Source organism: Tenacibaculum singaporense, assembly GCF_003867015.1.
GTDB classification, from domain to species: Bacteria; Bacteroidota; Bacteroidia; order Flavobacteriales; family Flavobacteriaceae; genus Polaribacter; species Polaribacter singaporensis.
This window is the reverse complement of sequence record NZ_CP032548.1, coordinates 619,078-633,334: the sequence shown is the minus strand read 5'-3', so window position 1 is coordinate 633,334 and position 14,257 is coordinate 619,078. Positions and strand designations below refer to the sequence as shown.

Here is a 14,257-nt window from a genome sequence, read left to right as displayed (position 1 = left end):
ACTGTAACATTTTTATAAAAACAGACTCTTATTAGAGTAAATTTACTACCTCGGGACAAAATCTCGAGGTAGTTTGTTAAAATTAAGATTCATTCAAAAAACATTAAAAATGAAAACCATTCACAAAATGCTGTTTACTACTGCCGTTGCTTCTTTAGGAGTTATTGCGTGTAAAACAGACAAAAAGCCTGAAGAAAAAGTACAGGCAATTGTTTTAGAAAATATGGATACTTCGGTTAAACCTACCGATGATTTCTTTAGATATGTTAACGGTTCTTGGATTGATAACACTGAAATTCCTGCTGATGAAACTTCTTGGGGAGGATTTAATCAGTTGAGAAAAACCACTACCAAAGATGTATTAGCTATCTTAAACAAGGCTATTGAAGAAGGTAACTTCCCAAAAATAAAAGATGCTGAAGGAAACGAAATAGATTCTGATCAAGAAAAAGCGGTAAACTACTACGAAACCATCATGGATACCGTAGCTAGAAATAAAGCAGGTAAAGCACCTGTACAACCTTTTCTTCAAAAAATTGAAGAAATTAAAGACTTAAACGACGTACAAACTTTCATTACCAATATGGCTCCTTATGGGGGTGCTGGTTTTTATGGTTTTGGAGTGTTTAACGACCTTAAGAACAGTAGTATGAATGCGGGTTACATGGGAGCTGGCGGACTTGGTTTATCAAGAGATTACTACGTAGATGAAAAGGTAAAAGACAAGCTTGAAAAATATGAGGTGTTTGTAGCTAAAATGTTACAAGAATTTGGTGATGATGAAGCTACAGCTAAAAAGAATGCAGCAACTATTGTTGCTTTCGAAAAGAGTTTAGCTGAACCTAGAATGACAAAAGAAGAGCGTAGAGATACACGTAAAATTTACAACCCAATGACTCTTGCTGAATTAGCTGAATTGGCTCCTGTAATTGATTGGGAAGCTCATTTAAAAGGTATTGGAGTAGATAGTATCGATAAAGTTATTGTTACAGATCCAGGGTATTTCAAAGCAATGAATGAAGTACTTAAAAATAGTCCTATTGAAACTGTTAAATTATCATTACGTTGGAATGCTATCAACAACTCATTAGGTTTATTATCTACTGATTTAGAAAAAGCTAACTGGGAATTCTACAGTAAAGAAATGCGTGGAGCTAAACAACAACGTCCAAGAGACGAACGTGCTTTAGCTAATTTAAATGGCGCTATTGGCGAAGCTTTAGGTAAGTTATATGTAGATGAAAAGTTTCCACCTGAAGCGAAGCAAAAAGCTAAGGAAATGATTGATAACGTAATGTTAGGTTTTGAAAAACGTATTGCGCAACTACCTTGGATGAGTGCTGAAACTAAAGAAAAAGCTTTAGAGAAATTACACAAATTAACTGTTAAAATTGCATATCCTGATAAATGGAAAGACTACTCAACTTTACTTGTTAAAGGATTAGATGAGGGAGGTACATATTTTGACAACGCTGTTAATGTTCGCAAGTGGAACTTTGAAAAAGATATGGCTAAATTAGGTAAAGAAGTAGATAGAACTGAATGGGGAATGTCTCCTCAAACTGTTAACGCTTATTTTAATCCTGTAAACAATGAAATCGTATTCCCAGCAGCTATTTTACAACCTCCTTTCTATAACTACAAAGCTGATGAAGCTGTAAATTATGGAGGAATTGGAGCAGTTATTGGTCACGAAATCTCTCATAGTTTTGATGATTCTGGTGCTCGTTTTGATGGTGATGGAAACTTAAAAAATTGGTGGACAGAAGAAGATGCTGAAAAGTTCAAAGAAGCAGGAAGTAAATTAATAAAGCAATTTAGTGATATTGTTGCTATTGATAGTATGAACTTAAATGGTGAGTTTACTTTAGGTGAAAATATTGGTGATTTAGGTGGTGTACAAGCTGCTTATGAAGGATTGCAAATTTTCTTAGAAAAGAATGGTCGTCCAGAAAAAATTGACGGATTTACTCCTGAACAACGTTTCTTCCTTTCTTGGGGAACTATTTGGAGAACTAAAATGCGTGATGAAGCATTAAAAAACCGTATCATGACAGATACGCATGCTCCTGGAATGTACAGAGCTTATATGCCTCTTAAAAACGTAGATGCTTTTTATGAAGCATTTGATGTTAAAGAAGGAGACAAAATGTACTTAAAGCCAGAAGATCGTGTAAGAATTTGGTAAATTCAATTAAAAAATAAGTACCTTTAAACCAGTGTATATACACTGGTTTTTTGTTTTCCAAAAATTAACAACAAGTTTTGTATATTCCAAAAAATAGTAAGTAATTCGCCCTCCTTAATTTTTAATAGAATGAGACTAATTGGAAGGATTGAAAAAATATCCTTTTTAAACTGGGAAATAGAAGATTTACCTGTAAAAATTGATACAGGAGCCTATACTTCTGCAATACATTGTAAGCATATTGAAGAAAAAGACGGAGTATTAGAGTTTATATTACTCTGTCCTAAAACAGAAAAGTATAATAATAAATTGCTCCAAACAACAAAGTATAAAGTAAAAAGCATAAGAAGTTCAAACGGAAAGAAACAAAAAAGGTATGTTGTTTCTACATCCGCTATTTTTTATGGTAAAAAATACAAAATAAAGCTATCGTTATCAGATAGAGGTAAAATGAATTATCCAGTATTAATTGGTAGAAAATTTTTAAATAAAAAATTTATTGTGGACGTTTCACAAAAAAACATCACATCAAAAGAAATATAAAAAATGAAAATTGTTGTTCTTTCTAGAAACCCTAAATTATATTCAACCAAACGCTTAGTAGAAGCAGGCGAAAAAAGAGGTCATGAAATGGTCGTATTAGACCATACCAAATGTGATCTTATTATCGAAAAAAGAAAACCTGCGATAGTATACAATCATGAACTTGTAACTGATGTTGACGCTATTATTCCTCGTATTGGTGCTTCAGTTACTTTTTATGGTACCGCAGTTGTACGTCAATTCGAAATGATGAAAGTATTTTCTGCTGTAGAGTCTCAAGCTTTGGTACGCTCTAGAGATAAACTAAGTAGTTTACAAGTACTTTCGAGAGCAAATTTAGGACTTCCAAAAACGGTTTTCACCAATTATTCAAAAGACACTTCAGAAATTATAAAAAAAGTAGGTGGTGCTCCTCTAATTGTTAAACTTTTAGAAGGAACACAAGGCCTTGGTGTTGTTTTAGCCGAAACCAGAAAAGCTGCAGAATCTGTTATAGAAGCTTTTAACGGTTTACAAGCTCGTGTAATTGTTCAAGAATATATTAAAGAAGCTAAAGGAGCTGATATTCGTGCTTTTGTAGTAGATGGTGTTGTTGTTGGTGCTATGAAACGTCAAGGAAAAGAAGGTGAATTTAGGTCCAACCTACACAGGGGAGGAACTTCAGAAATTATAGAATTAACTGATGAAGAAGAAAATGCTGCTTTAAAAGCTGTAAAAGCAATGAAGTTAGGTATTGCTGGTGTAGATATGTTACAATCTGATAGAGGTCCTTTGATTTTAGAAGTTAATTCTTCTCCTGGTTTAGAGGGCATTGAAAAAGCCACTGGAAAAGATATAGCAAAAAGTATTATACGTTACGTAGAAAGAAGCGCTTAAAACAAAACCGATACAAAAGAGTATCGGTTTTTTGTTTCTCTCTAAAGAGTTACTTTTGCAGATATGCTACAAGTAAACAATATTTCATTCACTTATCCATCTAAAGAAAAAACCTTAGAAAACATCCATTTTACACTTCAAAAAGGTGAGCACTTATGTGTAATGGGTGAAAGTGGTTGTGGAAAATCTACACTTTTAAAAATTGTATATGGTTTACTAGATGTTGATAAAGGGAACTTATATTGGAATAATATTCAAATTTTGGGTCCCGAACATCACTTAGTTCCTGGAATGGAATTTTTTAAATATGTAGCGCAAGATTTTGACTTAATGCCTTTCACATCTGTAAGTGAAAATATTAAAAAATTCTTGTCACGATTTTATCCTAAAGAAGCTGAAGAAAGAACACAAGAACTTTTGGAAGTTATTGAAATGACCGAATTAGCGAACGAAAAAGTTAAAAACTTAAGTGGTGGACAGCAACAAAGAGTAGCCATTGCAAGAGCGTTGGCTAAAGAACCAGAATTATTATTGTTAGACGAACCTTTCAGTCAAATAGACAACTTTAAAAAGAACTCATTAAGAAGACGATTATTTGCATATTTAAAAAAGAAAAATATTGTCTGTATTGTTGCTACACACGATGGAAACGATGCACTTTCTTTTGCTGATACCATGATGGTAATCCGCAACAACCAAATCATTGCATATGACAGTCCAACAAACTTATATAAAAACCCAAAAGAAAAGTATGTTGCTTCTTTATTTGATGATGTAAACGAACTCACCATAAATAAACAAACATTACTACTATATCCTAACTTACTTGAAATTACCAAAAAACCATCAAAACTAGAAGGAACAGTACTTAAATCTTATTTTAAGGGGAATTATTGGCTAATCGAAGTTGCTTATAACAACCAATCCATTTTTATAAACCACTTTGAAAATATTGAGCATAAAAAAACAGTCTCATTTAAGTTAAAAGAGACTGTTTAAACCAATAATAACTATCTCAATAATTATTACTCAACTATCTTAAAATAAATTATTTTTCTAAAAAATACACCCTTACCATCTTAAACACCAAAAGATAAAAGTGTATTATAGCTTCTTTTTCTGTTCTGGTTATAACAACCTTTCCAAAACTAAAACAAATAACTTTTATTTTACCCTACCTTTTTTTCTAAAAAATTTCTTTTATGATGTTTTTTGCTCCGTTGAATTCAAAAGATTCTCCTTCCTTTTTCCCTAAAATTAGCCTTCCAATAGGTGAAGATGGAGATATTGCGAAATATTTTTTATTTTTAAAAGTTAACAACCCTACACTCACACTAATAAAATAGTTTATAGTTGAGGTGGTTATAACCACACTTCCTAAATGAGCTATTCTTGAAGTTGTATCTGTATTAATTTTAGCAAGTGTTTCTTTCATTTGAGCAATTCCACTAAGTTGCTGACTCGCTTTTTCCATTTCTAACTGCAACATTGCTCTTCCTGTTTCATGTTTATCTCCCGCAGAACTTTTTGTTTCAGATTGTAATGCTTTTTGATGAGAAGTAATTGTTTCTTCTACAGTTTGTAAACGTTTATTTACATACAACTCACATTGTTTGTATAACTCTTCTTTAATATTCATTTTTTACTTTTCTAATCAATACTAATTTACAAGTTGCGCTAACTCCTTCCCTACCAAACTTCCTATAGCAACTCCCATTCCTCCTAATCGTACACCACAAAACACATTATTTGAAAGCTGTTTTACAATCGTTTTTTTCTGATTTCCAACTCCCATAATTCCGCTCCAACGATGTTCAATTTCAACTTTAGTATTTGGTAAAATTGTTGTTTTTAAGATTTCTTCTAATTTATTTTGAATAAGCGCTGTTTGTCCAAATTCAATAGTTTTCTCCCCTTTAAAATCAAGGTTTCTTCCTCCTCCAAACAAAATTCTATCATCAATATTTCTAAAATAATAATAACCTTTATCTAAATGAAAGGTTCCTTTTATATGTAAATTTTCAATTGGTTTCGTAATTAATACTTGTGCTCTAGCTGGTTTCACGCTTTCATTTAATAATTGATTTGCAAAACCATTAGTAGCAATAAATAGTTTTTTTGTGTTAAATGTAATTTGGTTCGTTTCAACCTCTACCTGCTCATTATTTTCAATAAACTTTTCAACCTGAATGTTATTGATAATTTTTATTCCTGAAGACAATACTTTTTCTAACAATTTCGCAGCCATTTTACCAGTATCTATTTGACCTTCAAAATTATTGGTAATATAGTTTTTATAAATGTTTTGAAAATTAAACTTATTATGTTCTACCGTAAAAACATCTGAATTAAATAATGGTTGCAAAAGCTTATTTATAGCTTCTTTTTTATTCAAACAAGATTCATATAACTCTTTTGTTAAAAACAGTTCATAGCCTTTATTTTGTTGAAAATCGATTTTATTATCACCTAAAGTAGTTCTTAAAAGCTGTAATCCTTCACAACGTTTTTTTACTAAGTTAAATACCTCTTCTTCTGTATGTGTTTGTAAATCATCGATTAATTCTGATAAGCTTCCAAAACAAGCAAAACCTGCATTTTTTGTGCTGGCTCCTTGTGGTAACACTCCTTTTTCTAAAACTAGAATTTTTGCCTTGGGGTATTTTTCTCTTAATTGCAATGCACAATTTAACCCCACAATTCCACTTCCTACTACAGTAAAATCAACATTTGTAAACCACTCTTTTAGTTCCCAGTAACTGAAATTCAACTTCATATAAATCTGATTATATTTGTGACTTGGCACACTCCTTGAATGTCTAAATTTAAACATTAAAAAACAACTCTATGAAATTAATTGGAATCTTAATTTTAGCTCTAAGCTTTACGAAATGCGCAAGTGTAAAAATGGAAAACAATCATCCTTTCAAAATAGAATCGGCAAGTTATTCTCATGTAACAGGAGGTGTAAAAGGTAGTTATAACTCTACTAACTTAATTATCAATTTCACTGCTGAAAAACCTGTTGATTTTCAAAAAGTATATTTTCAAAACAGGATTACCAAAGCTATTGTTGAGCAACATAACGATAAACAATACATTGCTGCACGTTATAAAACCTCATCTAATGACCGAAAGGATCTTATTTTACATGCTGATCCTAAAAAAGAGTTTGGAAATACTCCAAACACTCCTGCAGAAGAATTTCCTTTTGAATTAAAAGAAAATGAAGCAATGATTTCTTATGTCATAGGAGAGAAAACACACTACGTTAAAATAGAAAACATTATAAAAAAAGATAAGGTCTTTATGCAATAAAAGCCTTAGCATAGAATAGCTTTAAACACCTCTTTTTTGAGGTGTTTTTATTTTTGGCACGTAATTTGAAAACCTATAAGCATAACCATAAAACGAATGCTTATGAAACGTATAAAATTACTTTTAGTACTACTTATTAGTGGTGTAACACTTACGTCGTGTGTTGTAAGAAATGAAATTGTAGATGATGGTTTTTCATTAAACGAATATATTTCAAGTTATGATTTATGGTATGTAGATTATCACAGAACAACTGGTAGTGGCGAAGTTCCTTTTTTATCAAGAGCTTTTACTATTTCTTTTTTAAACGGAACCATGTATGCAAATAACAATATTGTTGATATTGGTAAAACCGGAAATGGTTTAGGTATAGCTGTGGGTAACTATAGTACATACGGAACAATTTTAGAAACACGTCACGATATAGATGGATATTTTGAATTTGATGTGGTACAACTTTCTAGTAACGAAATTAGAATTGATGATTTATCGCAAAATGTCAGTTATTATTTAGTAGGTTATCAAGTAAATTCTTTTGATTATGACATGTTGTTCTATGAAAATATTGAGTATTTTTTACAAGAGTTTAAAGCTTGGGAAAGAACTAGAAGATCTGGTGGTGTTGAAAACCCGTTTGATTATGAAAATTATTTACAGTTTACTCCTGAAAATGATGTAACATTCTACTCATCGCATGACCCTTTTGGCACAAATATTGATTATATAAACTGGGACTTTAAAGGGAGCTATATAGTTCGTAATGTTCAGGGTGAAGAAAACTTAAAATATTTAACACTTAATTATGATAACGGAGATACTGAAGAATTTGACTTAACCGTTATAAATGACGAAACGATACAGTTATACCATGTAAGTTCTCAAATAACATATGTTTTTTCAGGAAGAGGTTTTATACAATATCTTAAAGGAGAAAAAACAAGTACTGCTAAACCAGCTGTAAGAAATAGTGGTAGAAAGCGTACTAAAATAGAAAGAGAAACAGTTCCGAAAAGGAAATAAAATAAAGTTTGGTTAGTTGATTTTTGGTTGGTGTAGTAGCCAACTAAAAGGAACCGCTCCGTAAGGGGCGGTTTTTCATTTTATAATAGTTGCTTAGCATAAAAAAGTTTACCTTTATACAAAACAAAAAACCATGCAACAAACTGCTTTAATTACTGGAGCAACCTCAGGTATTGGTAAGGCAACCGCTCAACTTTTTGCAACAAATAACATCAATTTAATTCTTTGTGGTAGACGTATTGAAAAGCTACAAAAACTGCAACAAGAATTATCAAAATTTACCAAAGTACATATACTTCAGTTTGATGTTCGTTATAACGAAGAAGTACAAAATGCAATCAATAGTTTACCTGACGAATTTAAACATATTGATATTCTTATTAACAATGCTGGAAATGCTCATGGATTAAACAGCATTCAAAATGGAAATATTGACGATTGGGACGCTATGATTGACGGAAACGTTAAAGGCCTATTATATGTTTCAAAAGCTATCATCCCTCAAATGGTTGAACGCAACAACGGTTTCATTGTAAATATTGGTTCTATTGCAGGAAAAGATGTGTATCCTAACGGAAATGTGTATTGTGCGTCAAAATTCGCTGTAAATGCCTTAAATAAGGGAATGCGTATTGATTTGAATCAACATAATATTCGCGTATGTGCCATTCACCCTGGATTGGTAGAAACAGAATTTTCTGATGTTCGTTTTAAAGGAGATTCTGAAAGAGCTAAAACTGTATATCAAGGATACAAAGCACTACAACCTGAAGATATAGCTGATATTATTCACTTTGTAGTTACTCGTCCGTACCATGTAAATATTGAAGATTTAATTGTATACCCTACAGCGCAAGCTAGTGCAACTATTGTGAACAAAAACGCTTAGATTGTGATTAACAAACGTCTTTTAATTAAAAACTTACTGTCGCATAACGACGAAAATAGTTTTTATGATAAAAAGCAAAAGTTATCCTTAGGTTCTAAAGAAGGAAAAGCTAAATTTATAAAACACGTTTGTGCGCTTTCTAATTCAAACCCTAACAATAACTCTTACATTGTTATTGGTATTGAGGATGAAGAAAATAAAATTATTGGGGTTGATTTTTACGATGATAGTAAAATTCAAAATTTGGTAAATGCTTATCTGAATAATCCTCCAAAAATAGAATATGAAAATGTTCCTTTTCCTCGTTTGCAACGTCATAAGGTAATTGGATTGGTAACTATTTATCCTACCAAACTAATCACATCTTTAGCTAAAAATGCCTGGAAGTATCGTAGAGGAACTATTTTTTATCGCAGAGGCAGCAATTCCATGCCTGCTGAAGAAAATTTTGTTCTAAAAAATAACAATAAAGCTATTGTTGAAGCTATTGAAAAAAACGCAAGTAACAATATTCAACTTACCCTTGATGGCGTTTTCGACTTTATTAATAGACACAAACCAGAATATAATCCGCAATACAAAGTATTTAACGAACAATTTGTACTTTGTTGGGCAGGAAAAAAGAAAATTATAAATAATGAAGAGTTTTTTACTCGTGTTGATATTGAATTAGTAAACGAACAAGTACGTTTGTTTTTTTCTTCGTTAGATGATGTACAAATTAGTTACAACGAACAGTCTTTTATTATTACCGAATACATTGTTTTAGGAATTGATAAGACTGAAAAAAGATACCCGCTAGAAAAAACAATTATCAATTTTAAAGATAACGGCAAGCATGATATTGTTACGGAATTTCTCTTTGAAGCTCCTCAATATCATAATGATATATTACAACTCATTTATAAAAACAATAATAGTATTGTTGCTAAAATTGTGAAAAAGAAGTCACTTTCAGTTACTGAGCATGAAGATGTGTATCGATTACCCACCTCCTATTTAATCTGTTATTTAAACGGGTTTGAAGACGCTCCTATACAACTTAAAAAAGCAAAAAATTATATTAAAAATTTAGAAGATAAAACTACCTATATTAAATATAAAGAAGCCATGCGCGTAATACGTAAGGTAAAGTATAATTAGAATATTTTAACTGAAAGTTATTATCGTAATTTCTGTATTAATTTATCTTTTCAAATTTTTGAGAATATCCTTCATTAGAAATAAAATTTAAAATTAAATACTGATTCTTTAATTCAAAAGATATAGTTGCAATATTAGGGTTTTGACAACCAGTAGTTATAGTATTGTTTTCATAAGTTCCTGAACTTATCATTTCATCTGAGTATGGATCACATAAAGAATTATTAGTTGTTAATGTTCCATCACTTTTAAATTCAATAGTTTTATTACTTCTAACAGGTTCAAAAGTTCCACTACCATCTCCTGGGTCTGCTAAAACCTCAATTAATTTCCATTTTCCTATTAATTCTGTTTCTAAGTTATCTTCATCGTTGTTACAAGAGAACATAAGGCTAACAACCAATAAAAGTAAAATTTGCTTTTTCATGTTTTTAGATTTACCATTTAATACTTAGATGTTTATTAGTACAAAAGGTTGCGTCAAATTAGGAAAACAGCATGATTAAGAATATGAAACCAATTTAAATATTTAATTACCTCAATGCTAACTGAACAATCGATAGCTATAGGTCCTAAAATAAAAGTTTCCTAGAGGCACAAAGAAAACGGATGATCCAAAACTACCTATGGTACCAATAACTCTAGCTACTAAAGCTAATAGCAAAAATATGAAGTTAATATTTTTATTCTAACATCGCAACCACTCTTGCAGGTGCAGCAGAAGCCCCTATTATTTTTAAAGGAAATACGGCTACTTTAAATCCAGTCAACGGTAATGCGTCGAGGTTTACTAGTTGTTCCATATGACAATATTCCTTGTTTTGTCCTACCAAGTGTCCTTCCCAAAACAATTCAGAATTATTAGTTTCTTTTGCTTTTTGAATCATATAAGGAAGTGGTAAATCCCAACCCCAAGCATCAATTCCCATCACTTTAATTCCTTGGTCTATCAACCACTCAGTAGCTTTAGCACTTACTCCTGTACCTTTTTTATGAAAGTCTTTTGTTCCGTTAAGTTTATCACGTCCTGTTTTAAGCAACACAATCATATTTGGTTGTATTTCTAACTGGTTTTCTTGTAAAAACTGTTGAATATCTTCAACTGTGATTGGATCAAAATCTACCTTATGTTTCATGTCAATCACTATCCCTTCTCCAAAACACCAATCTAACGGAACTTCATCTATCGTTTTTGCTTTTTCACCATTTACAGTAGGAGAATAATGCCAAGGAGCATCGATATGAGTTGTAGAATGTACTCCCATTTTTTGAATTGTATCGTCCGCCCAACCTGTAAAGTTTTTTGGAAAAAGTTTAAATGGTAATCCTAAAATTCTAATTAACCATTTTGATTTATGATGTGGTTTATGTTTTATTTTAACTTTCATAAACCATGGATCTTGTTTATTGTATTGAATAGGTTTGGATAGATCGATAATTTTCATAATACTTTATAGTTGCTCCAAACAAATATAAAAGAAAATCCCTCGCTAGTTACGAGGGATTTCTATTGTTATTATGCTTTTCCGCCATCCAAATTATCTTGCCATTCTTTTAGTTCTTGCCATTTACCTTCATAAGCAAGTTGTGCTTGTTTTGGCCAAGTATTTGGTTTATGAGCCCTGTAACGGTCTCCTCCACTTTTCAACACTTCTTGACATTTATCTATTGAAGTTTCCCCTAACTCCTTCCAAGTACTAATTCCAGAGTTATGGAAAAGTTCTTCTATTTTAGGTCCCACACCTTCAATTATTTTTAAATCATTTTCCTTTATTTTTTTTCCAAAAATCGTTTTGGCTAAAGATGCATCAAAAGGTATTAACACACTCGATTCTTTCGCTAATTTTAAGTCTGTTTCTAAAATAGACCTGCTTTCTTTACATTTTCTCAAGCTTGACTCTAGCTTGGCTATTTTATTTTTTAAAAGAACTTTCTCATTTCCATTTTTGCTTTTACTCAATAATCTTCCTAATAAATAGCCTAATATAGCAGAAACAACACCTACTATTAATGGAATTAATATACTCTGATTCATAATTCTGTTTTAAGTTTGGTTACGTTTTTGGTTAATTAAATTACTGATTGTTAATTTATTAAAAATTATTTAATCTATTAAGAGATTTTTAAGACCTTATCTTAAATAATTGTTAAGTGTGCACTTTTAATGAAACGTTTTGTTTTAATAGGCGTCTTTTAGCTGTAACCTAATCTTAAAATAAAAACTTAACATCATGAAAAAATTTGTATTAACTGCTTTAGCAATCGCTTTATCTTTCGGAACTATCACTGCTGCTTCAACTTCATACGAAGCTCCTGTTAAAACTACCTTAGAATATCCTAACGTAAGTACTTTTTGTAAGTTAATTAGAGCTGGAAACTTTGAGGCTGTAAAAGCTATGGTTGAAAATGGAACAGATATTAACAGAAAATCTACCGGATTAACTCCTTTAATGTTTGCTGCTAGATATAACAAAGCAGATATTGTTCAATTATTAATTGATAGTGGAGCTAAATTAAAAGTAAAATCAGAAAGAGGGTACACTGCCTTAGAGTATGCTAAAATGTCAAAAGCACACGAAGCTTATACAATTATTGCTGCTGCTTTAGAAAAATAGTATAACCACCAACTTAGTTAAAAACAAAAAGTCTCATCGAAATGATGAGACTTTTTTATGTTTTGAAAACTATGTTTTCTTATAAATCGAACTTAATTCCTTGTGCTAAAGGTAACTCATCAGAATAGTTTACGGTATTTGTCTGACGACGCATGTATACTTTCCAAGCATCAGATCCAGACTCACGTCCACCACCTGTTTCTTTCTCACCACCGAAAGCACCACCGATTTCAGCTCCTGAAGTACCAATATTAACGTTAGCAATACCACAGTCAGACCCTGCGAATGATAAGAATTTTTCAGCTTCTTTCATTTCTGCTGTCATGATTGAAGAAGATAATCCTTGCGCTACTCCATTTTGTAATTCAATAGCGTTTTCAACATCTCCTGAATACTTCATTAAGTATAAAATTGGAGCAAATGTTTCATGTTGAACGATTTCATAGTGGTTTTCAGCTTCAATAATTGCTGGTTTAACGTAACAACCACTTTCATATCCTTCTCCTTCTAAAACACCTCCTTCTACTAATACTTTACCTCCTTCAGCTTTTGCTTTTTCAATAGCAGCTAAATATGTATCTACTGAGTCTTTATCAATTAATGGTCCAACGTGATTGTTTTCATCTAATGGGTTTCCAATCTTAATTTGACCGTAAGCTCCAACAATCGCATCTCTTACTTTATCATATACAGATTCGTGGATGATTAAACGACGTGTTGATGTACAACGTTGACCACAAGTACCTACAGCACCAAATACAGCTCCAGGAACTACTACTTTTAAATCAGCAGTTGGAGTAATAATAATTGCATTGTTTCCTCCTAATTCTAATAATGATTTACCGAAACGCTCAGCAACTTTAGCACCAACAATACGTCCCATTCTTGTAGAACCAGTAGCTGATACTAAAGGAATACGTGTATCTTCAGTAATGTATTCACCAACTTTGTAATCTCCATTAACAATACAAGAAATACCTTCTGGTAAATCGTTAGCTTTTAAAACCTCAGCTATAATATTTTGGCAAGCTACTGAACATAAAGGAGCTTTTTCTGAACCTTTCCATACACATACGTTACCACAAATCCAAGCTAATGCTGTGTTCCAAGACCAAACAGCTACAGGGAAGTTAAATGCTGAAATAATACCAACTACTCCTAATGGGTGCCATTGCTCACGCATTACGTGTCCTGGTCTTTCTGATGGAATTACTTGTCCGTTTAACTGACGAGATAAACCTACAGCAAAATCACAGATATCAATCATTTCTTGAACCTCACCTAAACCTTCTTGGTAAGATTTTCCCATTTCGTAAGAAACTAACTTACCTAATGGTTCTTTTAATTCTCTTAATTTGTTTCCAAATTGACGAACAATTTCTCCACGTTGAGGTGCAGGCATTGCTCTCCATGTTTTAAATGCTGAGGTAGCAGCATCCATCACTTTTTCGTAATCTTCTTTGGTAGAAGCTTTTACTTTTCCTATTAACTTTCCATCTACTGGTGAATATGATTCAATAATTTCACCGTTTGAAAAGTTTACTGAACCTGTTGAAGTTCCTTCATTTATTTCTTGTAAGCCTAAAGTAGCTAGAGCTTCTTTAATACCAAAATCTGCCATATTTTTATATTCTAATTTTAGTTGTTTAAATTTAAAGCTCAAAA

The 14,257-nt window shown here is 31.7% G+C and carries 15 protein-coding genes; 9 read left to right on the top strand and 6 right to left on the bottom strand.

Annotation, left to right across the window (positions count from 1 at the left end; translation table 11 throughout):
• The first annotated feature begins 109 nt into the window (after positions 1-109).
• The 4 genes from D6T69_RS02860 (at position 110) to D6T69_RS02845 (ending at position 4,606) form a co-directional block, all read left to right on the top strand.
• Positions 110-2,188 carry a M13 family metallopeptidase gene (locus D6T69_RS02860; protein WP_125066364.1) on the top strand — a complete coding sequence of 693 codons (2,079 nt, stop codon included), beginning with the start codon at positions 110-112 and terminating at the stop codon, positions 2,186-2,188.
• Between the two features lie 129 nt (positions 2,189-2,317).
• Positions 2,318-2,731 carry an ATP-dependent zinc protease family protein gene (locus D6T69_RS02855; protein WP_047788093.1) on the top strand — a complete coding sequence of 138 codons (414 nt, stop codon included), beginning with the start codon at positions 2,318-2,320 and terminating at the stop codon, positions 2,729-2,731.
• Positions 2,732-2,734: 3 nt separating this feature from the next.
• Positions 2,735-3,607 (top strand): 30S ribosomal protein S6--L-glutamate ligase, encoded by an 873-nt coding sequence (rimK, locus tag D6T69_RS02850; RefSeq protein WP_125066363.1) that lies wholly within the window; start codon positions 2,735-2,737, stop codon positions 3,605-3,607.
• A gap of 63 nt (positions 3,608-3,670) precedes the next feature.
• Complete coding sequence (locus D6T69_RS02845) at positions 3,671-4,606, top strand: ABC transporter ATP-binding protein (protein ID WP_125066362.1); 936 nt, start codon at positions 3,671-3,673, stop codon at positions 4,604-4,606.
• A gap of 187 nt (positions 4,607-4,793) precedes the next feature.
• Here D6T69_RS02845 and D6T69_RS02840 read toward each other — a convergent pair whose 3' ends face one another.
• Positions 4,794-5,246 carry a GreA/GreB family elongation factor gene (locus D6T69_RS02840; protein WP_125066361.1) on the bottom strand — a complete coding sequence of 151 codons (453 nt, stop codon included), beginning with the start codon at positions 5,244-5,246 and terminating at the stop codon, positions 4,794-4,796.
• A 21-nt stretch (positions 5,247-5,267) separates the two neighbouring features.
• The gene (locus D6T69_RS02835; RefSeq protein WP_125069153.1) at positions 5,268-6,377 is read right to left on the bottom strand and encodes an NAD(P)/FAD-dependent oxidoreductase; all 1,110 of its coding nucleotides are present in this window, start codon (positions 6,375-6,377) and stop codon (positions 5,268-5,270) included.
• Between the two features lie 77 nt (positions 6,378-6,454).
• Here D6T69_RS02835 and D6T69_RS02830 point away from each other — a divergent pair, with 77 nt between their 5' ends.
• The 4 genes from D6T69_RS02830 to D6T69_RS02815 all read left to right on the top strand — a co-directional run bounded on the left by D6T69_RS02830 (position 6,455) and on the right by D6T69_RS02815 (position 9,977).
• Positions 6,455-6,925: a hypothetical protein gene (locus D6T69_RS02830; RefSeq protein ID WP_125066360.1), complete on the top strand. Its 471-nt coding sequence runs from the start codon at positions 6,455-6,457 to the stop codon at positions 6,923-6,925.
• A gap of 102 nt (positions 6,926-7,027) precedes the next feature.
• Positions 7,028-7,945: a hypothetical protein gene (locus D6T69_RS02825; protein ID WP_125066359.1), complete on the top strand. Its 918-nt coding sequence runs from the start codon at positions 7,028-7,030 to the stop codon at positions 7,943-7,945.
• A gap of 133 nt (positions 7,946-8,078) precedes the next feature.
• Positions 8,079-8,834 (top strand): SDR family NAD(P)-dependent oxidoreductase, encoded by a 756-nt coding sequence (locus D6T69_RS02820; protein ID WP_125066358.1) that lies wholly within the window; start codon positions 8,079-8,081, stop codon positions 8,832-8,834.
• A gap of 3 nt (positions 8,835-8,837) precedes the next feature.
• The gene (locus tag D6T69_RS02815) at positions 8,838-9,977 is read left to right on the top strand and encodes an ATP-binding protein (protein WP_125066357.1); all 1,140 of its coding nucleotides are present in this window, start codon (positions 8,838-8,840) and stop codon (positions 9,975-9,977) included.
• A 37-nt stretch (positions 9,978-10,014) separates the two neighbouring features.
• Here D6T69_RS02815 and D6T69_RS02810 read toward each other — a convergent pair whose 3' ends face one another.
• The 3 genes from D6T69_RS02810 to D6T69_RS02795 form a co-directional block, all read right to left on the bottom strand.
• The gene (locus D6T69_RS02810; RefSeq protein WP_125066356.1) at positions 10,015-10,404 is read right to left on the bottom strand and encodes a hypothetical protein; all 390 of its coding nucleotides are present in this window, start codon (positions 10,402-10,404) and stop codon (positions 10,015-10,017) included.
• 256 nt (positions 10,405-10,660) lie between these two features.
• Positions 10,661-11,422 (bottom strand): cyclase family protein, encoded by a 762-nt coding sequence (locus tag D6T69_RS02800; RefSeq protein ID WP_125066355.1) that lies wholly within the window; start codon positions 11,420-11,422, stop codon positions 10,661-10,663.
• A 71-nt stretch (positions 11,423-11,493) separates the two neighbouring features.
• Entirely contained in the window at positions 11,494-12,012 is a 519-nt protein-coding gene (locus D6T69_RS02795; protein ID WP_125066354.1) for a hypothetical protein, read from the bottom strand.
• Between the two features lie 196 nt (positions 12,013-12,208).
• On the opposite strand from D6T69_RS02795, the gene D6T69_RS02790 reads away from it, so the two are divergent.
• Positions 12,209-12,592, top strand: a complete 384-nt coding sequence (locus tag D6T69_RS02790; RefSeq protein ID WP_125066353.1) for an ankyrin repeat domain-containing protein — start codon at positions 12,209-12,211, stop codon at positions 12,590-12,592.
• A gap of 79 nt (positions 12,593-12,671) precedes the next feature.
• Here D6T69_RS02790 and amaB read toward each other — a convergent pair whose 3' ends face one another.
• Positions 12,672-14,213 (bottom strand): L-piperidine-6-carboxylate dehydrogenase, encoded by a 1,542-nt coding sequence (gene amaB, locus D6T69_RS02785; protein ID WP_125066352.1) that lies wholly within the window; start codon positions 14,211-14,213, stop codon positions 12,672-12,674.
• Positions 14,214-14,257 lie beyond the last annotated feature (44 nt).